24 protein-coding genes are annotated in these 22273 nt (G+C 72.7%); 13 read left to right on the top strand and 11 right to left on the bottom strand.

Going from position 1 to position 22273, the window contains the following annotated elements; genetic code table 11:
• Positions 1–2 precede the first annotated feature (2 nt).
• Positions 3–653 (bottom strand): GntR family transcriptional regulator, encoded by a 651-nt coding sequence (locus OU416_RS02600; protein WP_270925148.1) that lies wholly within the window; start codon positions 651–653, stop codon positions 3–5.
• Between the two features lie 175 nt (positions 654–828).
• On the opposite strand from OU416_RS02600, the gene OU416_RS02595 reads away from it, so the two are divergent.
• Positions 829–2616, top strand: coding sequence for a thiamine pyrophosphate-requiring protein (locus tag OU416_RS02595; RefSeq protein ID WP_270925147.1), 1788 nt, complete (start codon positions 829–831; stop codon positions 2614–2616).
• Positions 2617–2629: 13 nt separating this feature from the next.
• Here the strand turns inward: OU416_RS02595 and OU416_RS02590 are convergent, their stop codons facing one another.
• Together OU416_RS02590 and OU416_RS02585 are read right to left on the bottom strand one after the other, a co-directional pair.
• A complete protein-coding gene (locus OU416_RS02590; RefSeq protein ID WP_270925146.1) occupies positions 2630–2965 on the bottom strand; it encodes a plasmid stabilization protein in 336 nt (111 codons plus the stop codon).
• A gap of 69 nt (positions 2966–3034) precedes the next feature.
• Positions 3035–4444 (bottom strand): MFS transporter, encoded by a 1410-nt coding sequence (locus OU416_RS02585; protein WP_372907269.1) that lies wholly within the window; start codon positions 4442–4444, stop codon positions 3035–3037.
• A 138-nt stretch (positions 4445–4582) separates the two neighbouring features.
• Here OU416_RS02585 and OU416_RS02580 point away from each other — a divergent pair, with 138 nt between their 5' ends.
• A complete protein-coding gene (locus OU416_RS02580) occupies positions 4583–4732 on the top strand; it encodes a hypothetical protein (RefSeq protein WP_270925144.1) in 150 nt (49 codons plus the stop codon).
• A 16-nt stretch (positions 4733–4748) separates the two neighbouring features.
• Here OU416_RS02580 and OU416_RS02575 read toward each other — a convergent pair whose 3' ends face one another.
• On the bottom strand, positions 4749–5096 hold the full coding sequence (locus OU416_RS02575) for a hypothetical protein (RefSeq protein WP_270925143.1): 348 nt from the start codon (positions 5094–5096) through the stop codon (positions 4749–4751).
• Positions 5097–5208: 112 nt separating this feature from the next.
• On the opposite strand from OU416_RS02575, the gene OU416_RS02570 reads away from it, so the two are divergent.
• Positions 5209–6183: a TIGR03557 family F420-dependent LLM class oxidoreductase gene (locus OU416_RS02570; protein ID WP_270925409.1), complete on the top strand. Its 975-nt coding sequence runs from the start codon at positions 5209–5211 to the stop codon at positions 6181–6183.
• A 6-nt stretch (positions 6184–6189) separates the two neighbouring features.
• Here OU416_RS02570 and OU416_RS02565 read toward each other — a convergent pair whose 3' ends face one another.
• From OU416_RS02565 to OU416_RS02555, 3 genes are all read right to left on the bottom strand, one after another.
• On the bottom strand, positions 6190–7056 hold the full coding sequence (locus OU416_RS02565; protein WP_270925142.1) for an SAM-dependent methyltransferase: 867 nt from the start codon (positions 7054–7056) through the stop codon (positions 6190–6192).
• Between the two features lie 384 nt (positions 7057–7440).
• Positions 7441–7692, bottom strand: coding sequence for a PLD nuclease N-terminal domain-containing protein (locus OU416_RS02560; RefSeq protein ID WP_270925141.1), 252 nt, complete (start codon positions 7690–7692; stop codon positions 7441–7443).
• 183 nt (positions 7693–7875) lie between these two features.
• Complete coding sequence (locus OU416_RS02555) at positions 7876–8748, bottom strand: alpha/beta fold hydrolase (RefSeq protein WP_270925408.1); 873 nt, start codon at positions 8746–8748, stop codon at positions 7876–7878.
• Positions 8749–8987: 239 nt separating this feature from the next.
• Here OU416_RS02555 and OU416_RS02550 point away from each other — a divergent pair, with 239 nt between their 5' ends.
• On the top strand, positions 8988–12164 hold the full coding sequence (locus OU416_RS02550; RefSeq protein WP_270925140.1) for an AfsR/SARP family transcriptional regulator: 3177 nt from the start codon (positions 8988–8990) through the stop codon (positions 12162–12164).
• Positions 12165–12172: 8 nt separating this feature from the next.
• Here the strand turns inward: OU416_RS02550 and OU416_RS02545 are convergent, their stop codons facing one another.
• Positions 12173–12859, bottom strand: a complete 687-nt coding sequence (locus OU416_RS02545; protein ID WP_372907275.1) for a class I SAM-dependent DNA methyltransferase — start codon at positions 12857–12859, stop codon at positions 12173–12175.
• 226 nt (positions 12860–13085) lie between these two features.
• On the opposite strand from OU416_RS02545, the gene OU416_RS02540 reads away from it, so the two are divergent.
• Complete coding sequence (locus OU416_RS02540; RefSeq protein ID WP_270925138.1) at positions 13086–14234, top strand: acyl-CoA dehydrogenase family protein; 1149 nt, start codon at positions 13086–13088, stop codon at positions 14232–14234.
• Positions 14235–14299: 65 nt separating this feature from the next.
• Complete coding sequence (locus OU416_RS02535; protein ID WP_270925407.1) at positions 14300–14719, top strand: DoxX family protein; 420 nt, start codon at positions 14300–14302, stop codon at positions 14717–14719.
• Here the strand turns inward: OU416_RS02535 and folE are convergent.
• Entirely contained in the window at positions 14700–15299 is a 600-nt protein-coding gene (gene folE / locus OU416_RS02530) for a GTP cyclohydrolase I FolE (RefSeq protein WP_270925137.1), read from the bottom strand. The two genes, OU416_RS02535 and folE, sit on opposite strands and share 20 nt — an antisense overlap.
• Positions 15300–15453: 154 nt before the next feature.
• Here folE and OU416_RS02525 point away from each other — a divergent pair, with 154 nt between their 5' ends.
• The 4 genes from OU416_RS02525 (at position 15454) to pqqE (ending at position 17841) form a co-directional block, all read left to right on the top strand.
• Positions 15454–16146 carry a helix-turn-helix transcriptional regulator gene (locus tag OU416_RS02525; RefSeq protein WP_270925136.1) on the top strand — a complete coding sequence of 231 codons (693 nt, stop codon included), beginning with the start codon at positions 15454–15456 and terminating at the stop codon, positions 16144–16146.
• Positions 16147–16338: 192 nt separating this feature from the next.
• Positions 16339–16476: a pyrroloquinoline quinone precursor peptide PqqA gene (pqqA, locus tag OU416_RS02520; RefSeq protein WP_270925135.1), complete on the top strand. Its 138-nt coding sequence runs from the start codon at positions 16339–16341 to the stop codon at positions 16474–16476.
• A gap of 32 nt (positions 16477–16508) precedes the next feature.
• The gene (gene pqqD, locus OU416_RS02515) at positions 16509–16778 is read left to right on the top strand and encodes a pyrroloquinoline quinone biosynthesis peptide chaperone PqqD (RefSeq protein WP_270925134.1); all 270 of its coding nucleotides are present in this window, start codon (positions 16509–16511) and stop codon (positions 16776–16778) included.
• Entirely contained in the window at positions 16771–17841 is a 1071-nt protein-coding gene (gene pqqE, locus OU416_RS02510) for a pyrroloquinoline quinone biosynthesis protein PqqE (protein ID WP_270925133.1), read from the top strand. Before pqqD ends, pqqE begins: the two co-directional genes overlap by 8 nt.
• Positions 17842–17874: 33 nt before the next feature.
• Here the strand turns inward: pqqE and OU416_RS02505 are convergent, their stop codons facing one another.
• The gene (locus OU416_RS02505) at positions 17875–19002 is read right to left on the bottom strand and encodes an MFS transporter (RefSeq protein WP_270925132.1); all 1128 of its coding nucleotides are present in this window, start codon (positions 19000–19002) and stop codon (positions 17875–17877) included.
• A 202-nt stretch (positions 19003–19204) separates the two neighbouring features.
• Between OU416_RS02505 and OU416_RS02500 the strand changes: the two genes are divergently transcribed.
• On the top strand, positions 19205–19573 hold the full coding sequence (locus tag OU416_RS02500) for an ArsR/SmtB family transcription factor (protein WP_270925131.1): 369 nt from the start codon (positions 19205–19207) through the stop codon (positions 19571–19573).
• Between the two features lie 100 nt (positions 19574–19673).
• On the opposite strand, the gene OU416_RS02495 is transcribed toward OU416_RS02500, so the two are convergent.
• Positions 19674–20099: a DUF6010 family protein gene (locus OU416_RS02495; RefSeq protein WP_270925130.1), complete on the bottom strand. Its 426-nt coding sequence runs from the start codon at positions 20097–20099 to the stop codon at positions 19674–19676.
• Between the two features lie 202 nt (positions 20100–20301).
• Here OU416_RS02495 and OU416_RS02490 point away from each other — a divergent pair, with 202 nt between their 5' ends.
• Both OU416_RS02490 and OU416_RS02485 read left to right on the top strand, forming a co-directional pair.
• Positions 20302–21330 carry a GlxA family transcriptional regulator gene (locus tag OU416_RS02490; RefSeq protein WP_270925129.1) on the top strand — a complete coding sequence of 343 codons (1029 nt, stop codon included), beginning with the start codon at positions 20302–20304 and terminating at the stop codon, positions 21328–21330.
• A gap of 74 nt (positions 21331–21404) precedes the next feature.
• Entirely contained in the window at positions 21405–22175 is a 771-nt protein-coding gene (locus OU416_RS02485) for an MBL fold metallo-hydrolase (protein ID WP_270925406.1), read from the top strand.
• Positions 22176–22273: the final 98 nt, after the last annotated feature.

The raw sequence follows: 22273 nt of genomic DNA, 5'->3' as shown, positions 1-22273 counted from the left end.
CGTCAGGACTCCGCCGCGCGCTGGCGCTCGGCGGCCATGCCCTGGCCCGCGGCGAGGTGCTCGGCGATCAACCGCTCCACCCGCGCCACGTCCCGGTCCGCGATCGCCGAGTAGAGGCCTTCGTGCTGCTCGGCGATCGCCGTCAGGTCGTCGTGCTGGCCGAGCAGCCACCGCATCCGCCCGCTCATGACCCGCTCCAGCTCGCTGAGCAGCTCGTTGGCCGCCAGTGAGGTCACCACCTCGTGGAAGTCCGCCGCCGCGCGCCGCGCCCGCACCTCATCGCCCGCGCGCGCCGCGGCCAGCTCGGCGTCCAGCACCTCGCGGAGCCGGGCCAGGCCGTCCTTGGTCCGCCGCTGCGCGGCCAGCTTGAAGGTCAGCGCTTCGAACGCTCCGCGCACCTCGTTGAGATCGGCGACGTCGGAGGCGGTGAACTCGCGGACCACCGCCCAGCTGCGCGGCCGGGGCGTCACCAGTCCCTCGGCCACCAGCGACCGCAGCGCATCGCGCACCGGGAGCCTGCTCACCCCCAGCTCGGCCGCCAGGTCGCGCTCGACGAGCCTGCTGCCCGGAGCCCGGATCCCGCCGAGGATCTCGTCGCGGAGCTGCCGCATCACCCGCTCCGACTCCGGCTCGAAGCTCCCTGCCTGTGTCATGAGTTCAAGTCTCCATCGCGATCTGGACCGCCATCGTATCGGCGGCGCCGCCCCACCGGGGCCCCGCCACCAGATATCCACAGTGGACTTCCCGGTGCCGGGTCGCGGTGGGTTGGGCGCGGGATGTTCCGGGTACCGCAGCGGGAGCGCCCAGCGACACGAGGAGGTGTTCCGAGTGCTGGTTGCCGATCACGTCCTGGCCCGGCTGCGGGAGTGGGGCGTCGAGCACGTCTTCGCCTACGCCGGGGACGGGATCAACGGCCTGCTCGCGGCGTGGGAGCGCGCCGGGGACCGGCCCCGGTTCGTGCAGTCCCGGCACGAGGAGCTGTCGGCCTTCGAAGCGGTCGGGTACGCGAAGTTCTCCGGCCGGGTCGGCGTGTGCGCGGCGACCTCGGGGCCGGGTGCGATCCACCTGCTCAACGGCCTCTACGACGCCAAGCTCGACCGGGTTCCGGTGGTCGCGCTGATCGGGCAGACCGCCCGCACCGCGCTGGGCGGCGCCTACCAGCAGGAGATCGACCTGATGGCGCTGTACAAGGACGTCGCGGGCGACTGCCTGGAAACCGTGACCGTGCCCGAGCAGCTGCCGAACGTGCTGGACCGGGCGATGCGCACCGCGCTGGCGCGCAGCACCGTGACCGCGCTGATCATCCCGGGCGACGTGCAGACCCTGGCGTACGAACCGCCGAAGCACGAGTTCAAGATGGTGCCCTCCAGCATGGGCATCTCCGGTGCCTCGCTGCTGCCCGACGAGGCCGGCCTGAAGCACGCCGCCGACGTGCTCAACGCCGGCGAGCGCGTCGCGATCATGATCGGGCAGGGCGCGCGCGGCGCCGCCGAGGAGGTCGAGCAGGTCGCCGACGTGCTCGGCGCGGGCGTGGCCAAGGCGCTGCTGGGCAAGGACGTGCTGCCCGACGACCTGCCGTTCGTCACCGGGGCGGCCGGGCTGCTGGGCACGAAGCCCTCCTACCAGCTCATGCGCGACTGCGACACGTTGCTGATGGTCGGCTCCAGCTTCCCGTACAGCCAGTTCCTGCCCGAGTACGGCCAGGCCCGCGGGGTGCAGATCGACATCGACCCGAACCGCATCGGGATGCGCTACCCGTTCGAGGTGAACCTGCTGGGAGATGCGCGGCGGACGCTCAGCGCGCTGCTGCCGATGCTGCGGCGCAAGCAAGACCGGTCCTGGCGGCAGACCGTGGAGAAGGGCGTGGCGGCCTGGTGGGAGGTGCTGGAGCGCCGCGCGCACGTCGACGCCGACCCGGTCAACCCGGAGCTGGTGTTCCACGAGCTCTCCCCGCTGCTGCCCGACGACGTCGTCCTGACCTCCGATTCCGGGTCGGCGGCGAACTGGTACGCCCGCCACCTCAAGATCCGGCGCGGGATGCGCGCCTCGCTGTCCGGGACGCTGGCCACGATGGGCCCCGGCGCGCCCTACGCGACGGGGGCGAAGTTCGCGCACCCGGACCGCCCGGTGATCGCCGTGGTCGGGGACGGTGCGATGCAGATGAACGGGCTCAACGAGCTGATCACCATGGCGCACTACTGGCGGGACTGGTCGGACCCGCGGTTGGTCGTCGCGGTGCTCAACAACGGCGATCTCAACCAGGTGACCTGGGAGCTGCGCGCCATGAGCGGTGCCCCGCAGTTCATCCCGTCGCAGCGCCTCCCGGAGGCCGGGTACGCGGCGATCGCCCAGCAGCTGGGCCTGCGGGCGGCGAAGGTCGACGACCCCGGTCAGGTGGGCGCGGCCTGGCGGCAGGCGCTGAGCGCCGACCGCCCGTGCGTGCTGGAGTTCGTCACCGATCCGGCGGTGCCGCCGATCCCGCCGCGAGCAGACCTCGACCAGCTGGAGAAGGTGGCCGGTTCGCTGCTCAAGGGCGATCCCGAGGCGTGGTCGGTGGTCCGCGAGGGCGTGAAGTCCAAGCTCCAGGAGTACCTGCCGGGGAACCGGGGCAGCTGATGTCCGGGACCCGCTAGCTGCGGCTCACCGCCTGCTCGAGCTCGGCCTTGGTCATCTTGGACCGGCCCTTGACGCCCGCCCGGCGGGCGTCTTCGTAGAGCTGCTGCTTGGTCCGCCCACCCGGGCCCTGGCGCTTGCCCGACCGCAGGCCGCCGCGCCGCTGCGGCGGGATGTCCTGGGTCGAGGTCCGGCTGCTCTGCTCGGTCTGGCCCTGCTGGGCCCGGTCCTTGTTGACCGTGCGGGCGGCGATCTCGCTCGCGCGCTCCTCGCTCGAGCCCCGTTCGCGTGCCTGCTGCTTGATGTGCTCGTACTGCCGTTCCTGCTTGGCGTTCCAGCTTCGCTGCGGCATGTCCGTCACTTCCCTCCAACGGGGTTGGGCAGCCCGTGGCTACCCGCAGCGACGGAAAGTACACCGGGATCACTCCGCCTCGCGCTCCTCCTCGGCCCGTTCGCGAGCCTCGTGCCGGCCGGTCGCGGTGGGCTTGGATCCCGGCAGCGCGCGCCCGGCGGGCTCCCTGGTGGCCCACACCGCCACCAAGCCCACCGCACCGGCGACCACCAGCAGGAACGCCGGAACCGACCGCATCCCGGTGGCCGCCACCAGGGCCTCGGAGATCAGCGGGGTGGTACCGCCGAAGAGCGCGACGGCGATGTTGAACCCGACCGACACCGCGCCGTAGCGGACCTCGGTCGGGAACAGCGCGGGCAGCGTCGAGGGCATGGTGCTGCTGAAGCAGACCAGGACCAGGCCCATCACCAGCAGCCCGGCCAGGACCGCGGGTGCGCTGCCCACGCCGATCAGCAGGAACGCCGGGAAGGCCAGCACGATGAGGGCCGCGCTGCCCAGCGCCGCGATCGGTCGCCGCCCGATCCGGTCGGAGAACCGCCCCAGCACCACGATCAGGCCCATCACCAGCACCATCGCCACCAGCACCAGGGCCAGCGCGCCGGTGTGCGGGAAGCCCAGCACCGCCGAGAGGTAGGTCGGCATGTAGGCGGTCAGCATGTAGTTGGTCACGTTGAACACCAGCACCAGGCCGATGCACTTGAGCATCGCCGGCCAGTGGTCGCCGAAGATCGTGCGCAAGCTCCGCCAGGTGGCCGCCGCCTGCTCGTCCTCCGCCGCGGAGCTCTCCTGGTAGGCGGGGCTCTCCCCCAGCCGGAACCGCAGGTAGAGGCCGACGATGCCGAGCGGGCCGGCCAGCAGGAACGGGATCCGCCAGCCCCAGCTCTGCAGGTCCTGCGGGGGCAGCGCCGCGGTGAGCGCGATGACCAGCCCCGCCCCCAGCGAGTAGCCGGTCAGCGTGCCCAGCTCCAGCCAGGAAGCCATGAATCCGCGCCGCCGGTCCGGCGAGTACTCCGCGACGAAGGTGGCCGCACCGCCGTACTCCCCGCCCGTGGAGAACCCCTGCACCAGCCGGGCCACCAGCAGCAGCACCGGCGCCCAGATGCCGATGGTCGCGTAGCTGGGGATCAGCCCGATCGCCACGGTGCCCAGCGCCATCGTCACCATCGTGGTGGCCAGCACCGTTCGCCTGCCGATGCGGTCGCCCAGCGGCCCGAAGAAGAACCCGCCCAGCGGCCGGACCAGGAACGCCACCGCGAAGGCGGCGAAGGCGGACAGCAGCTGCGCGGTCGGGCTGGTGGGCGGGAAGAACACCTGGCTGATGACCACCGCGAGGTAGCTGTAGACGCCGAAGTCGAACCACTCCACGGTGTTGCCGATCGCGGCGGCGGCAACCGCCCGCCTGACCTGCCCTTCGTCCACAATGGTCGCTTCCCGCTCACCCCGCCGCGACCACCGGCGCCGCCTCCCGCCTGTCGGCATCGCAACCATCCCCCGTCGCGCCGCTCGCCCGCAATCGGCGGATACCCCTGGCCCCGGTGCGGAAACGGAGCGGGTTCAAGCACCGGCCGCGCTGGTTACCCGGGGAGCGAGGACGAACCGCAACACCTGGAGGGAACCATGTCGCTGCCGCACTTCCCGCGCATCCGCCGCGTGCTCAACGGTGTCTGGAGAACGGGGCCGAGCTCGGGTGTGCCCGGCCGCGAGCCGGACCCGCTGCTGCACACCGGCCCGCGGATCCCACCCGACACGCTGAAGCGCCGGCGGTGACGCCGCGGCGCGCTCATCACCCGCGTGGCCGGTCGCCCTCGGGTTTCCCGGGCTGACCGGCCATTCCGTGGCGCGGTGGGTGCACGGGCTCCGGTGATCCGCTGGGATCCACCGGTGAACCAGCCGCCGCGTCCTCGGCCTCCAAGGGGTCGTCGTCCTGCGCGCCGCCCGACGGCCGAGCTCCCGAGCGCAGCTCGTCCAGCCGGTTCTGCAGGATCTCGCAGACCTGCGCCCGGGCGTTGTGCGTGCGCTCGTGGTCCAGCAGCAGCTTGATCTCATCGGCGGGCAGCGACCGGATCCGGTGCTGCAGCGAGCCGACCGGGATGTTGTCGTAGTCGATGATCGGGAGTTCGTGCGGGGACATCTCGCCTCCTGAGTTCGCGTACCGCCAGTCGGATTCCCCGCACCGCGCAACAACATGCACCCCTGCAGTCGCCGAGCGGAGGCACCTGCGGAATGCCAGCCTGGTGGACATGGTGCGATTCGGGTGCACGCTGATGACCGAGCAGTCCGGCCCGCGGGAACTGGTGGCGCAGGCCGCGGCGGCCGAGCGGGCCGGGTTCGACTTCGAAGTCATGAGCGACCACTACTTCCCCTGGTTGCAGGAGCAGGGGTACGCGCCCTACGCGTGGAGCGTGCTCGGGGCGGTCACCCAGGCCACCGAGCAGGTCGAGCTGATGACCTACGTCACCGCACCGATCATCCGCTACCACCCGGCGGTCGTGGCGCAGAAGGCCGCCACGGTCGGCCTGCTCTCCGGCGACCGGTTCGTGCTGGGCGTCGGTTCCGGGGAGAACCTCAACGAGCACGTCGTCGGCCGCGGCTGGCCGCCGGTCAACGTGCGCCACGAGATGCTCACCGAGGCGCTGCACATCATCGGCGCGCTCTTCGACGGTGGTCACGTCGACTACGCCGGGAAGCACTACCGGGTCGATTCGGCGAAGCTGTGGGACCTGCCGTCGCAGCGCGTGCCGGTGGCCACCGCCGTCTCCGGGGCGCAATCGGTGCGGCGGTTCGCCGAGCTGTCCGACGCGATGATCGCGGTCGAGCCCAGCACCCGGCTCTGCGCGCAGTGGGACCGCGCCGCGGCCGGTGGAGCTCCGCGCAAGATCGGGCAGCTGCCGATCGCCTGGGCGGCCGACCGGGACGCCGCCGTCGAGCGGGCGCGGCAGCAGTTCCGCTGGTTCGCGGGCGGCTGGAAGGTCAACTCCGAGCTGCCCGGCCCGGCCGCGTTCGCCGCGGCGACCGAGTTCGTCCGCTCCGCGGACGTCGCGGACTCGATCCCCTGCGGGCCGGACGTCGCGCCGATCGTGGAGGCCGCGGCGGCCTTCTGGAAGGCCGGGTTCACCGATCTCGCGGTCGTCCAGATCGACGTGGACGCCGACCCGCGCGGATTCTTCGGCTTCGCCGAGCGGGAACTGCTGCCCGCGCTGCGCGAAGCCGCGGCCTGAGTTCGCTCAGACCTTCTCGGCGAGCACCGTGAGCTCCACTTCGGACGCCACCGGCGGCCGCCCGATCGGTTTGAGGTAGCGGGCGGCGAACTCCGGCCTGCCGACCTGCTCGACCAGCCGCCAGCCGTGCTCGGCCAGGAACCCGGCCACGTCCCCGGGATCCCAGCCGAACTTCCACAACCGGCGCTTGATCACGTACTCCCGGTGCAGCGCCGCGGAATCGCGGAGGTCGCTGCCGTCGAGGAAGTCCGCGCGCACGTAGGTGAACGCCAGCCTGCTGCCGATCCGCGCATCGGCGAGGAAGGCGAACGTGCGGCGGATCGCGGTCTCGGTCAGGTACTGCGTCACGCCCTCCCAGACGAAGAACGGCCGCCGCTCGGCGGTGCAGCCGTGCGCAATGAGCGCTTCGCCGAGGTCCTGGTCCTCGAAATCGACGGGCACCAGCCCGACCCGGTCCGGGACCTTGCCGTAGACCTTCTGCACGAGCGCGCGCTTGCGGGCGGTGCTGGCGGGCAGATCGACTTCGTAGCAGGGCATCGCGGCCAGCTCCGGCAGCCGGTACGCGCGGGTGTCCAGCCCCGCTCCGAGCAGGACCACGGCGTCGATCCCGTCCTCGGCCGCGGTGCGCAGCTGGTCGTCGATGTAGCGCTTCCGGCACAGCAGGCTCGACCACAGCCCCGGGGCCTGCTTCTCCACGGCCCTGGCGATCGCCCAGCGCACCGGGAGCAACGCGCTCAGCCCCGCGACGGTCTTCGCGCCCAGCGGCAGCAGCCGGTAGGCGAGCTTGTCCCGGACCAGCGGGATCTCCTCGTGCTGGTCGATCGCGACGAGCGCCATCGGCCCCACGGCCGTGCGTGCAGCCGCGTTCCCCATGCTTGCGAGTCCTTTCCTCCGTCAAGGCTCGCCGCAGCGGTCGCCCGGGCGCACCGGCCGGTGGCCGGGGAACGCGCGAAGGCGGGGCGTGCGGCGATTCCGGCGTTCGGTGAACGCCGCGCCGCTACCGCAGAACTGTGGCCGGACCAGCGGTGCAGGGTCCGGTGGTGCGCGCCCGCGGTCTCGTCGGCATGGCAGTTCCTCTCCTGAACAGGGTCATCCACCACGCCGACCAGGCTTCCCGGCACACCATCGACACCGCTTCGGGCTCGATACCGCCACCGTACCGCACGGAGGGGCGGCGGCAAGATCATTTTCGGCCGGCCGGATGAACGCGGCGGCCGGCGGCCGCGGTGATCACCACGACCGCCGGCCGGGACCGCCTCATGCCATCCGCCGCGCGTTGCCCCTGCCGACGGCGAACCACAGGATGCTGCCCAGGAACGGCGCCACGAAGACGAAGATGATCCAGACGACCTTCATCCCGAAGGTCTGGGGCGAGCCGAGGACGCTGATCAGCGCCGCGATGATCAGGCCCACGTAGAGCAGCAACGGCAGGGCGATCAGCACGAGCGTCCCGAACTGGTACATCCCGTCGTCGAGGGCGAGGGAGGTCTGCTGGACCAAGGCGTGCATGACGGGTGCTCTCCTGTCCGCGCCTGCGGCGCGTGTCGTGGCCGTCGCGGTTCTCCGTCGCCCGCGATCACCTTCGAGCAAGAACGTACGTCCGCGGTGCCTGCGCGAACATCATCCCGAGCACTGGTTCCCCGGTGGTCCGCGAGTCGTAGCCGGGGTCGGACCCCAGTCGTACCCGCCGGGCTACCGCGCCATCAGCTCGCGCAGCGCGCCGACGATCTCGGCGGGCGATTCCTCGGCCATGAAGTGCCCGCTGGACACCGTGCGGTGGACCAGATCGCTCGCCCAGCCGCGCCAGAGCGCCGCGGCGTCGTAGCCCAGCGCCGCGCCCCAGTCCTGCTGCAGCACGGTCACCGGCATCCGCAGCCGGTTCCCCGCGTCCCGGTCCCGCGCATCGTGCTCCACGTCGATGAACGCCGAGGCGCGGTAGTCGGCGACGATCGACGGGATCGCCGCGCGGGAGGCGGCGAGGTAGGCCGCCCGGACGTCGGCGGGGATCGCTTCCGGGTTCGCGCCCCAGGAATCCAGGAAGTGCCCGAAGAACGCGTCCGCGCTGCCCGCGATCAGCTGCTCGGGCAGGCCCGGCGGCTGGGCCATCAGGTAGAGGTGGAAGCCGACCGCGGCGGAGGTCCCGCTCAGCACGTCCCACATGTCCACTGTGGGCAGCACGTCGAGCACGGCCAGATGGCTGATCCGGTCCGGGTGGTCGAGCCCGGCCCGGATCGCCACCAGCGCTCCCCGGTCGTGCCCGGCGAGCGCGAAGCGCTCGTGGCCGAAAGCCCTGGCGAGGGCCACCACGTCGGCGGCCATGGTGCGCTTGGCGTAGGTCGTGCCGCCGGTGTCGGCGGGTTTGGCGCTCTCGCCGTACCCGCGCAGGTCGGGGACGAGCACGGTGTGGTCGGCCGCCAGGTCGGCCGCCACGTGCCGCCACATCAGGTGCGTCTGCGGGAACCCGTGCAGCAGCACGACCGGGCTGCCGGTGCCGCCGACCGCGACGTTGAGCGCCACCTCCTCCGCCACGGGAACCCGCTGGTAGTCGAAACCGTCGATCCGCAGTGCCACGTCGAGCCCTTCGCCGGGACCGCCGCTGCCCGGCGGTCGCTGGTGGCAGCCTGCGCGAGCCCGATCAGCAGCGGATCAGCACGCGCTGAGCGGCGGGCCTTGTCTTTTCCTTTTCCCTGGGCTGGTCGGACATCAGGCCGGGCACCCGCAGTCCGGGGAACTCCTGGGGTTCCGCCACGCAAAACGGGTGTGGAATCAACCATCTAGGGTTGTCGTGGAGGTGAGCCGAGGCGGTGGTGAAGTTCGGTGTGCTCGGCCCGGTCGTCGCCGAGGACGAGCGCGGCGCGATCGACCTGCGCGGGCCCCGGCACCGCGCGGTGCTGGCCCGGCTGCTGATCGCCAGGGGCCGGGTCGTGCCGGTCGGGATGCTCGTCGCCGATCTGTGGGAGGTTCCGCCGGACGGCGCGGTGGGTGCCGTCCAGTCGTTCGTCGCGACGCTGCGCCGTGCGCTGGAACCCGGCCGCGCGCCCCGCACGCCCGCCCGGCTGCTGGTCACCGAGTCTCCCGGCTACGCCCTGCGGGCCGAGTTCGTGGACGCCTGGGAGTTCGAGGCCGCGGTGGCGGCCTCCGGCGACCTGCTGGCGCACGGCCGGGCGGAGGCCGCCCTGGCCCGCGTCGAGGCGGCTCTGGACCAGTGGCGCGGGCCCGCTTACTCCGAGTTCGCCGAGGAGCACTGGGCCCGCGCGGAGGTGACCCGCCTCGGTGAGCTGCGGTTGCTCGCGGTGGAGCGGCGGGCCGAGGCCGGGCTCGCGGTGGGTCGCGCTCCTGGCGTCGCCGCCGACATGCGGGCGCACGTGGCGGAGCACCCGTGGCGCGAGCACGCCTGGCACCTGCTGGCCGTCGCCCTCTACCAGGCCGGGCGCCAGCGCGATGCGCTCGAAGCGCTGCGCACCGCCAAGGCCGCACTGGTCACCGAGCTCGGTGTGGATCCAGGACCGGACCTGCGCCGGCTGGAAGCCGACATCCTCGCCCAAGCGCCGCGACTGAGCGCCACGCCGTCGGCTGCCCCGGCGTTCCAGGTCGTCGCCGAGCAGCGCTTGGTCGGCCGCGACCGGGAGCTCGGCGAGCTCACCGCGGCCGCGGCGAAGGCCGCCGACCGGCGCGAGTTCCGGCTGGCGCTGGTCGCGGGCGAGCCGGGTGCCGGGAAGACGGCGCTCGTCGAAGCCCTCGTGCGAGACCGGGCCGCCGCCGGGTGGATCACCGCCTGGGGCCGCAATCCCGAGCACGAGGGCGCACCGGCCACGTGGCCGTGGATCCAGTTGCTGGACGGCCTCGCGGCGGCCGCGCACGTCCCGGTCCCGGACGTCTTCGCCGGGGCGGACGACGCCGTGGCGGCTCGCTTCCACGCGCGGCGCCGCATCGTCTCCCACATCGGGGCGGTGGCCGCCGAGCACCCGGTGCTGCTGGTCCTCGACGACCTCCACCGGGCCGACGAGGAGACGCTGGCGCAGCTCACCGCGCTGATCACCGAACCCGTGCACCAGCCGGTGCTGCTGGTGGGGACCTACCGCAGCACCGAGCTCTCCCCCGGCCTGGCCGACGTGCTGGGCCGCAGCGCCGGTTCCGAACCGGCCCGGGTCTACCTCGGCGGGCTCGCCGTCGCGGACGTCGCCGAACTCGCCCGCGCCACCGCGCAGCGCGAGGTCCCCGAGGAGGTCGCGCAGGTCATCCACGCGCGCAGCGGCGGCAACCCGTTCTTCGCCCGGGAGCTGGCCAGGCTGTTCGACACCGACGGGGACGCGGCGCTGCACGCGGTCCCGGCCGGGGTGCGCGACGTCGTGCGGCAGCGGCTCAACGCGCTGCCCGGCACCGCCCGCACCGTCCTGCGGCAGGCGGCCGTCATCGGCGACGACGTCGACATCGATCTGCTGAGCGGCGCCGAGGAAGCGGTGCTGGACGCCGTCGATGCGGCCGTTCTCCTGGGATTCCTCGTCGAATCCGGTTCGCAGCTGCGGTTCGCCCACGCCCTGGTCCGCGACACCGTGCACGCCGAGGTGTCCGGGCCGCGGCGGAGCCACTGGCACGCCAAAGCCGCGGAAACCCTCGAACGCACCCGCCCCGGCGACGTCGAGAAGATCGCGCACCACTACCTCCTCGCGGGCAGCACTGCGACGGCGGCCGAAGCAGCGCACTACGCGGCGCTGGCCGCGCAACGGGCGGATCGCCGCTTCGCACCGCACGAAGCGGCCCGGCTGTGGGAAGCGGCGATCGCCGCGCACGACCGCTCCGGCGCGACCGAGCCGCGGAGCAGGCTCGACCTGGTCATGGGCCTGGTGCGGGCGCTGGCGATCACCGGTGACCTGGCGGCGGCACGGGTGCACCGCGCCGAAGCGATCACCGCCGCCGAAGCGCTGGGCGATGCCGAGTCGACCGCGCGGGTGATCGGGGCGTTCGACGTGCCGGGCATCTGGACGACCAACGACGACCCGGAGATGTCCGCGCAGGTGGTGGCGGTGACCGAACGGACCCTCGAGGCCGTGCCGGAGCACTTGGTGGCGGAGCGGGCGCGGCTGCTGGGCACGCTGGCGATGGAGCTGCGCGGCACCGGCTCGGGCCGCGGGCGCGAGGCCGCTGCCGAAGCCGTGGCCCTCGCTCGCCGGCTGCGCGACCCGGAACTGCTCGCGTTCGCCCTCAACGGCCGGTTCATGCACACCTTCGGCCGGGCCGGGCTCGCTCCCGAGCGCGCGCGGACCGGTCGTGAGCTCGTCGAGCTGGCCGCGGCCCACGAACTCGTGACCTTCGAAGTGCTCGGCCACCTGATCCTGCTGCAGGCGCACTCGGCGCTGGCCGAGTTCGGCACCGCCGACCGGCACGCCGCGGCCGCCGACGAACTGGCCGGACGCCACGAGCTCCCGCTCGTCGCGGTGTTCACCCGCTGGTACGCGGCGGTCCGCGACGCGGCCGCCGGTCGCACCGCGGCGGCCGAAGCCGGGTACCGGGCCGCGGCCGCCCGTCTCGGCGGCACCGGGATGTGGGGCGTCGAGCGCGGCACGCTCCCGCTCGCCCTGCTGTGCCTGCGGATCCAGGAGGACCGACCGTCCGCAGTGGACTTGGCAGCCGACTGGGGCCCTTTCCTGCCCTGGGTGCGCCCGCTCGGCCTGCTCGACGCGGGCGACCGCGACGGGGCTGTCGCGGCGGCGCGCGCGATCCCGGAATCACCGCCCGACCTGCTGCGCGAGGCGCGGCTGTGCCTCACCGCGACGATCGCCGTGCGGCTGGATGATCAGGCGATGATGGAGCGCACCTACGCGGCGCTGGAACCCGCTGAGGGCGAGCTCGCCGGTGCGGGCAGCGGCCTGCTCACCGCGGGCCCCGTCGCGCACCACCTCGGCAAGCTCGCCACCGGGCTCGGCAGGCCGCACGACGCGCAGCGGCACCGCCGGCGTGCGACCGAGATCGCCCCGCGCTGATCCGGCGTTCAGCCGCGGGGCTTCTCCCAGATCGTCACGTGGTAGCGGCTCTCGTCGCCGAAGGGCCGGCGAGCCCAGTCCGCCCAGCGCTCCCGGCGCCGCAGCCCGGCGAGTTCGGCCATCAGGTCGAGCTCGGCGGGCCACACGTACCGGCTGGGGAAGGACCGGAACTCGCCGCGACCGTCGGCCACTTCGACGTAGTTCGAGGTCAGCAGCTGGTCGGCCACCTCGTAGACGTCGTAGGCCCAGCCGGTCGCGCTGGTCTGGAAGGGCACCACCCGCTGCCCGGGCGGCAGCTTCCGCAGCTCCGGGACCTCCACCTCCGTGACGAAGCAGCCGCCGGGTTCCAGGTGCCGCGCCGCGTTGCGGAAGCACGCCACCTGCCCGGCCTGCGTCATCAGGTTGGTGAGCGTGTTGAAGACCGCGTAGACCACCGCGAAGGTGCCGTCCACCTCCGTGGTGGCGATGTCGCCGATCGTCGTGCCGATCGCCGCACCGCCGGGCTTGGCGCGCAGCTGATCGACCATCGCCCGCGACAGGTCGACGCCGTGCACCTCGACACCGCGCTGCGCCAGCGGCAGCGCGATGCGCCCCGTGCCGACGCCGAACTCCAGCGCCCGTCCGCCACCGGCGAGCCCGGCCAGCAGGTCGACCGCGGGTTCCACCGCGTCCGGCCGGAACAGCTCCGCCCACATCTCGTCGTAGCCCGCCGCGACGTCCGCCCCGAAGTGACCGTCGGCATCCACGGCACGACCGTAGCGAGCGCGATCTCCGCCCCGCATCCCATTTTCCGGCCGGACGCCGCCATTCGGGCAAGACCGCGGCGACCGGCCGTCCCGGTCCGATCTCCGGTCGTAGTCTCGATCGCGGTGGGTGGCGCCGGTGCGCCGAGCTCGGCACGACGTGCAGGAGGAACCGAACTTGATCTCGAACCCGGACCTCGTGCGGCGCTCGGCCGCGCTCCGCCCGGTCCTGGAACGGCACCGGCAGGCGGGCGACGAGCAGCGCAGGCTTCCCGACGAGACGGTCGATGCGCTCACCGAGGCCGGGCTGCTGCGGGCCGTCGTGCCGAGCCGGTTCGGCGGCGGGGAGTGCGATCTGCCGACGGTCCTGGCGGCCACCCGCGAGGTGGCCAAGGCGGATCCGTCGGCGGGCTGGGTGATGATGATCTTCAGCACGGCGAACTGGGTCAGCGGCCTGTTCGAACCCGCCGCCCAGGAGGAGGTCTACGCGGACGGGCCGGACACCCACGTGTGCTCGGTGCTGACGCCGCACGGGACGGGACGCCGCACCGACGGCGGCTGGGTCCTCAACGGCAACTGGGCACCGGCGTCCGGCTGCCTGCACGCCACGTGGGCGCTGCTGGCGTTCACGCGGGACGTGGGCGGCCCCGGGTTCGCGCTGGTGCCGACGGCCGAGCTGACCGTCTCGACCACCTGGTTCACCCTCGGCATGCGGGCCACCGGGAGCCACCTGCTCGTCGGTGCGGACGTCTTCGTCCCGGACCACCGGGTGCTCGCGCTCGGGCCCGCCGTCGCCGGCGTGCGCGGCACCGATGTACCTCGCTACCGGTCCGCGCTGATCCCGACGCTGACCACCTGCATGATCGCGCCGTACCTGGGGATCGCCTCGGCGGTGCTGGAGCACGTCGTCGACCACGCCGAGGACAGGGGCATTCCCGGCACCCGCTACGAGCGGCGCAGCGACTCGGCCGCGTTCCAGATCGCCGTCGCCCGCGCCGCGACGAACATCGACCTGGTGGAGATGATCGGCGACCGCGCCGCGGCCACCGTCGACGGCCACGCCGCGGCGGGCACCCACCCCGACTACGCGACCCGCGCCCGGATCCGGCAGCACGCCGGGCACGCGGTGCAGCTGTGCTTGACGACGGTGGACGAGCTCGTCACCGCCTCCGGATCGTCGGCGCTGGCCGATTCGCACCCGCTGCAGGGCTACGTGCGCGACATCCACACCGCGGCCAGGCACGCGATGGCCAACCCGGCGATCTGCGCCGAGGCGTTCGGCCGCGCACTGCTCGGCACGGGCACCAACATCACCGACCTGATCTGACACCGGGCGTCCGAGGGTTGGTGGTGGTCGCGCGCGGTTAGCCGGTGGATGGCCGGAAGGGGGCGATGGGCGTGGTGCGGGATTCCTGGGACCGGCTGGGCGGAGCCGCCCTCTCCGCCGCGCGGATCGTCGTGTCGCTGCTCTTCGTGCTGCACGGTGCGGCGACGTTGTTCGGCGTGCTCGGCGCCGGCGTGCCCACGCCCGCCGGGAAGTGGCCGGGGTGGTGGGCCGGGCTGATCCAGTTCGTCTGCGGCGGGCTGGTGCTGGTCGGGCTGGGCACCAGGCCGGCCGCGCTGATCTGCTCCGGGGCGATGGCCTTCGCCTACTTCACCGTGCACCAGCCGCGCGGGCTGCTGCCCATGCAGAACTACGGCGAGGCCGCCGCGCTGTACAGCTGGTTCTTCCTCCTCGTCGCCGCGCTCGGCGCCGGGCCGTTCTCGCTCGACGCCCTGCTGCGCCGGGAGGTCAGGCGTGAACGCCGGTGAGGGCGAAGAACTCCTGCCGGGAGCGGGCGTCGGAGCGCAGCGTGCCCAGCAGGGTCGAGGTCACCGTGCTGGATCCGGTGGCCTGCACCCCGCGCAGCGTCATGCAGGTGTGCTCGGCTTCGATGACCACGCCGACGCCCTGGGGCCGCAGGTGCTCGCACAGCCAGTCGGCGACCTGCTTGGTCAGCCGCTCCTGCACCTGCGGGCGGCAGGAGAAGTGCTCGACGACGCGCGCCAGCTTCGACAGCCCGAGGATCCGCTCCCCCGGCAGGTAGCCGACGTGCGCGGTGCCGACGAACGGCAGCAGGTGGTGCTCGCACACCGACCGGACCGGGATCGCCCGCGCCAGCACCAGTTCGTCGTAGCCCTCGTCGTTCGGGAACGTCGTCAGGTCGAACGGGCGCGGGGTGAACAGCTCGGCGTAGGCGCGGGCCATCCGGCCCGGGGTGCCCCGCAGGCTCTCGGAGTCGGTCGAGATGCCCAGCGCCCGCAGGAGGTCTCCCGCAGCCCGCTCGGCGGCGCCGAGGTCGATCTCGCCCGCGGGCTCGTGCGCGACGCGCAGGGCAGGTGCGGATGTCATCAACGTCTTCCTTCGCGTCGACGCGGCCGTGCGGCCCTCGATTTCACCAATCGACGTTAGTCTTATTCCGGCAGTGAGGTCAACGCTCCCGGCAGTGGGATCACAGCGCGGATTCCACCCATTGGGATGTGCCGGAGAGCGCTAGGGTTGGGCCATGGATGAGGCCGGTTCGGCGGTGACCGCGGTGGCCGCGCTGGAGGACGAGCTGCGACGCGGGATGTACGACTACATCCGCCGCGCCCGGCGGCCGGTGGGGCGCGACGAGGCCGCCTCGGCGGTCGGCATCTCCCGCAAGCTCGCCGCCTTCCACCTCGACAAGCTGGTGGCCGCGGGCCTGCTGCGCGCGCGGTACGAACCGCTCGGCGGCATCCGCAAGGTCGGCCGCACGCCGAAGGTCTACGAGCCGGCGCGCACCGACATCCGGATCAGCATCCCGCCCCGCCAGCACGACCTGCTCGCGGGCATCCTGCTCGACGCCGTGCTCGACGAGGGCGATGCGGAGAACGCCTCCCAAGCGACGCTGCGCGTGGCGCGCGAGCACGGCCACCGCCTCGGCACCGCCGAACGCGAGCGCACCCGCCCCGGCAGGCTCGGCGCGGAACGCGCGCTGACCCGGGCCGCGGAGGTGCTCGCCGGCTACGGCTTCGAACCGGACCGGGAAGCACCCGGGTGCGTGCGGCTGCGCAACTGCCCGTTCCACCCGCTCACCGCCCGGTCGCCGGAGCTGGTGTGCGGCCTGAACCACGCCTTCCTGCAGGGCTTCCTCGCCGGGTTGCAGGCCCGCACCGCCGAAGCCGTGCTCGAACCGCACCCCGGCGAGTGCTGCGTGGCACTGCGGAGCAGGTGAGGGCCGAAGACCCGGATTCCGCCCCCTGCCTGCCCTTCCGGGCAACGCGGTGGTGACCGGAGCAGCGCCGCGGAGCTATCCTGCAGGGGCGATGGGCCCGGTATGGCGGGGAGGCGCCGGGCAGCCGCGATCACCCCTCGACGCCGGCGCTTCCCCGGGCTCGTCGCGGCGCAGAGGAAGAGGGTGTCAGCCGTGGAACCCGATACCGCCCGCCCCGCTCTCCGCTGGGAGCCACCGGAGTTCGAGGAAGCCGAGTGGGAGCACCCCGACTTCGAAGAGGTGCAGTGCACCTCCGAGGTGACGATGTACGTCGGGCTGCTCGAGGACTAGCAGCGGTGGGAGCTCCCACCGGATCGAGGCCGGTGCGCTCCGCCAGCCGCCCGGCGCTGGCCTCCCACGTGCGGCTCGCCTACGACAGGTCGCGCGGCCAGCACGTGCTGCTCGGACCGGAGGCGGTGCTGGTGCTCAACCCGCCCGGGGCATCGATCCTCGACCTGTGCGACGGGCGGCGGACGGTGGCCGACATCGTGGCGAACCTGCGCGGCCGCTACGACCGGGTGGCCGAGGAGGAGGTGGCCCGGTTCCTCGACCGCCTCGTCCGCAAGCGGTACGTGGAGGTCGGCGATGACTAGGCCGTACGGGATGCTGGCCGAGCTCACCTACGACTGCCCGCTGCACTGCCCGTACTGCTCCAACCCGCTCCGGATGGGCGACTACGCCGACGAGCTGGCCACCGCGGAGTGGCAGCGGGTGATCGGCGAGGCGCAGGAGCTCGGCGTCCTGCAGCTGCACCTGTCCGGCGGCGAACCCCTGCGGCGCCGCGACGTGGTGGACCTCGTGCGCTTCGGCAGCCGGCTCGGCCTCTACACCAACCTCATCACCAGCGCGATCGGCCTGTCCCGGCGGCGGGCCGAGCAGCTGCGGGAGGCCGGTCTGGACCACGTGCAGCTGAGCATCCAGGCGCACGAGGCCGCGGCGTCGGACCGGATCGCGGGCGTTCCCGCCTTCCAGCGCAAGGTCGAAGCGGCCCACCTGGTCAAGGAGCTGGGCTGGCCGCTGACGGTGAACGTCGTGCTGCACCGCCTCAACATCGACCGGATCACCGAGATCATCGCGCTGGCCGAGGAACTCGGCGCCGACCGCGTCGAACTGGCCAACACCCAGTACTACGGCTGGGCCCTGCGCAACCGCGCCGCGCTGCTGCCCAGCCGCGCCCAGACCGACCGAGCCGAGGCCGTCGTGCGCAGTGCGCGCAGCCGCCTGGCGGGCCGGGTGGAGATCACCTACGTGCTCCCCGACTACTACAGCCGGTACCCCAAGCCCTGCATGGGCGGGTGGGGCGCGCACCAGCTCACCGTGGTGCCCGACGGCGACGTCCTGCCCTGCCCGGCCGCGCACGTGCTGCCGCTGCCCCACCCGAACGTCCGCACCGATGCGCTGTCCCGGATCTGGGCGGACTCCCCGATGTTCCAGGCCTTCCGCGGCACCGGCTGGATGGCCGAGCCCTGCCGGAGCTGCCCGCGCCGCGAGATCGACTTCGGCGGGTGCCGCTGCCAGGCGTACCTGCTCACCGGCGATCCGGCCCGCACCGACCCGGTCTGCGTCCTGTCCCCGGACCACGGCATCGTCACCGAAGCCGTCCGCGCGGCGGGCGAACGCGTGCTCACCCCGCGCCCGCACCCCCGCGACACCTAGACATCGCGCGTCCTGCGCTGGGGCGTGTGCGGGCTAATTGCTGACAACCGCGGCGGGATCGCGGTCGGCGCGCCAGAGCGCGACGAGCACGAGGAGGCACGAGACGGCGACGATCGCGGCGAACCAGCTCACAGCCGCGGTGAGGCTGAGGGCGGTGGCGAGGACACCGACACCGAGCACGGGCAGTCCGACACCGGTGTAGACGATGACGTAGAAGCTGGAGAGCACCTCGGCGTGGCTGGAGGACGGGGCGTTGTCGTTCACCGCGGTGAGTCCGCCGAGGAACACCAGCCCGTGACCGGCTCCGGCGAGAACGGTGGCCGCCAGGAGCAGCGCGAGCGAGGGGACGATCCCGACCAGCACGAGGAGCCCGAGCCCTAGTGCCAGGATCGGCAGTCCGACGAGCTGACCGCGGCGTGGCGCGCGTCCGCAGGTGGTGAGCTGGACGACGACGGAGCTGGTCAGCATGAGGGCTGCGGTCCCTCCGCCGAGCAGCGGGCTCGTGCTGCCCGTGAGCGCGGCGACGTAGGCCGGGATGAGGGTGAGGAACAGGCCGATCACCGCGAAGGCGAGGAAGTTGGCGCTCCCACTGGTCACGAACACCCCTCGCATCGTGGCCGGAAGCCGAGGTCGGCGAGGACGCCACCGCGCCACCTGCCGCGTCGAGGGCATCCGCGCGACCGCGAAGGCGGCGGGGACGAGCAGCACGATCTCGACGACGAACGGCACCACGTCAGGGGCCGGAGAGTACTCGGCGATCAGTCCGCCCAAGACCGGGCCCAGGCCCAAGCCGCCCACCGAGGCCACCGTTGTGACCATCGCAGCTCTGCGGCGGTTGCCGGTGGGTTCGAGTTCGCTGAGCGCGGCCGTCAACGCCCCGGACGCCGCACCGACGGCGAGGCCCTGCGAGATCCGGGCGGCGAACAGCCAGCCGGTGCTGGTGGCGAGCGCGAACCCCAGCGACCCCAACGCCGCCAGCGCGAGGGCGGGCAGCAGGACCCGGCGCCGCCCGATCGCATCGGAGAGCGGGCCGGCCACCAGCAGGGCCGGGATGAGGACCGCGACGTAGACGGCGAAGATCAGCGTGACGACGAACGGCGAGAACCCGAACCGGGTTTCGTAGCCGCGGTACAGCGGTGTGGGCAGATTGGTTCCGGCCAACAAGATCAGCAGCGCGTACGCCGTGGCCCAGAACCGCCACCGACCGGCCCGCGGGCCGCGGGCAGACGACCCTGCCGAGCGTGTCGGCCGAGTCGCATCGTGAGCCCTGCTGTCGGTCGATTCGCACCCTCGCGTCATGTTCATGTTTCCCGAACATAGCAGATGTTCGCACATGCCGAACATGTTCGGTACGGTGGGAGGCATGGCGAGTAGGACCGCGACCAAGCTCGTGCACCCGGCCCCCGGCGAGCTGGAGTTCACGACCGTGCTGGCCGCGCTCGGCGACCCCGTCCGGCTGGCCATCATCGCGCGGCTCGCCGAAGTCGAGCCCGAGGGCGAACTGGCCTGCACGACGTTCGCGCTGCCGGTCAGCAAGTCCACCCAGAGCGGCCACTTCAAGACCCTTCGCGAGGCAGGGGTGATCCACCAGCGCGACGAGGGGACCAGGCGACTGAACCGGCTTCGGCGCACCGACCTCGACACCCGCTTCCCCGGACTGCTCGACCTCGTCATCCCGCAGGGGCACGACATCATCGCCGGCTGGGCGCGACCAGGACCGGGACGGGGTTGAACGGCCACCACCGATCCGGAACCATCGAGTCCGGTGGAGGCGAAGCGGTTCCCGCAACCGGCATTTCCGCCCCTGTCCGCAGGACTGGAACGCGGTGCGCTCACGACCGGTCGCGGGCGCTCGGCTTCGACCTGCGGGCGAGGCGGGCGCGCAGGGGTTCGACGAGCGATGGTCCGCCGGCCAAGCACCACACCGCGATCACCGGGTCGCAGATCGCGCAACCGAAGGACGAGTGCTCGGCGAACGGGATGATCGGGTTGCCGTGCAGGTGGTGCGCCACGTCCCACGCCGTGTGCAGCAGCCAGGCGATGCCGATGAACGTCCAGGACTCCAGCCCCCGGTAGGCGCAGCAGGCGACGACGGCGCAGAAGGCCAGCTCCCAGACCCCGAAGCCGCCACCGCTGATGTAGGCGGCCCCGGCACCGGCGACCATCACGGCGTTGAACCGGCGCCGGTGCGGTTCGCGGATGAACGAGTTCAGCAGTGCGTAGCCAACACCGATCAGCATCGGCGCGATGATGGACATGCTCGGTCCTGCCACTTCCGGGTTCCGGGGGAACGAGGGCACCTGCTGCCCTCCTGGTCGGGACCCGACGCTATTCAGCGCGGGCAGGTGCTGGAAGTGGCTGGATTGCCAGCCTCCCGCGGAATTTCGCCAACGTAGTGACCAGCGCTGCGATGCAGTGCGCGCCGCTGGCGAGAACCACGGGAGCGGCTAGATTCGCGCCATGCACACCGTGGCCGTCCTGGCGCTGGACGACGTCATCCCGTTCGACCTGGCCACGCCGCTCGAGGTGTTCGCCCGCACCCGGCTGCCCGACGGGCGCGCCGCCTACCGGCTCCGGATCTGCGCTCCCGCCCCGACCGTCAGCGCGGGGCTGTTCACCCTGCAAGCACCGTGGGGACTGGACGCGCTGGAGACGGCCGACACGATCGTGCTGCCCGGCTGCGCGGATCCCACCACCGAGATCCCGGGCACCGTCCTGGACGCGCTCCGGGGAGCCGCCGAGCGCGGCACCCGCATCGCCTCGATCTGCTCCGGCGCGTTCATCCTCGCCGCCACCGGGCTGCTCGACGGGCTGCGCGCGACGACCCACTGGCGCGCGGCCCCGCTCCTGGCCGAGCGGCATCCCGGGATCGACGTGGATCCGGACGTGCTCTACGTCGACAACGGGCAGTTCCTCACCTCCGCGGGCGCGGCGGCGGGGCTGGACCTGTGCCTGCACGTGATCCGCCGCGACCACGGTTCCGCGGTCGCGGCCGACGCGGCGCGCCTGTCGGTGATGCCGCTGGAGCGGGAGGGCGGCCAGGCCCAGTTCGTCGTCCAGGACCTGCCCGCGGCCCCGCGCGGCTCAACCCTGGAGCCCCTGCTGAACTGGCTGGAGGACAACGCGGCGCACGACCTCGCGCTGGAGGACATCGCGGCCCGCGCGGGCATGAGCACCCGGACTCTCAACCGCCGCTTCCGCGAGCAGACCGGCACCACGCCCCTGCAGTGGCTGCACCGCACCCGCATCCGCCTCGCACAGCACCTGCTGGAGACCACCGACCACCCGGTCGAGCGGATCAGCGCCCAGGTCGGCTTCGGCTCGCCCACCGCGTTCCGCGACCGCTTCAAACGCGTGGTCGGCACCACTCCGAACACCTACCGAAACGCCTTCCAGCACACCGAATCCCGATCACCATCCACTGTGGATTCACCAATGGCGGATCGCGCACGCGTCGGGCTTCGACCGTTCGAGGGTTCCGGCGGGTGACCGGCACCGGCCGCCGGTACTTTCCGACCCGGCGGAACCGCCGCCGCACCGACTCGCTGCTGGAGATGATCGGCGTGGAACTCATCGTTCTCGGCTGCTCGGGAAGCGCACCGTCACCGGATTCGCCGTCGTCCGGCTACATCCTGCGATCCGGTGACAGCAGGCTCGTGATCGACCTCGGCAACGGGACGCTGGGCCCGCTGCAGCGCTGGGTCGACCCCTACGACGTCGACGCGCTGTTCCTGACGCACCTGCACCCGGACCACTGCGCGGACTTCGCGCCGCTGGACGTCTACCGCCGGTTCCGCCCGAACCAGCCGTACGACCCGAAGCAGCAGCGCCTCCCGGTGTACGCGCCTCCGGAAGCACCGAGCAGGCTGGCCGCGCTCTACGCACCCAGCTCCGAACAGCTCGGCGACCCCGATCTGTCCGACATCTTCGACTTCCGGCCACCACCGGTCGACCCGGTCACCATCGGCGCGTTCGAGGTCCGGGCGGTGCCGATGGACCACCTGTGCCCGACGTGGGGCCTGCGCATCGAAGCCGACGGCCGCGTGTTCGCCTTCACCGGTGACACCGGCCCCTGCGACGGCATCGGCAAGCTGGCGGCGGGAGCCGACGTCCTGCTCTCCGAAGCGTCCTGGCTGGACTCGCCGGACCAGCCCAGCGGCATGCACCTGTCGGGCAAGCAAGCCGGTGAGGCGGCCAGCGCCGCCGGAGTCGGCCGCCTCCTGCTCACGCACTACTCCCCCTGGACCGACCAGCAAGCCCTGGCCCGCGAAGCCGCCGAGGCCTACGACGGCCCGGTGAAGGTCGTCCAGGCCGGCGACACCCACCTGATCTGATCGCCGCCCCGGCGGATTCCCGAAAACGACCTACCGGCAACGCGATTGCACTCCACCGGCGGTTCGCCCGGCGAACCGCCGGTGGAATCGTCGTGCGC

Origin of the sequence: Saccharopolyspora indica (assembly GCF_027853965.1) — a bacterium.
Classification (GTDB): Bacteria; Actinomycetota; Actinomycetes; order Mycobacteriales; family Pseudonocardiaceae; genus Saccharopolyspora; species Saccharopolyspora indica.
The sequence above is the reverse complement of the archived record's forward strand: the minus strand, read 5'-3'. Positions and strand labels throughout refer to the sequence as shown.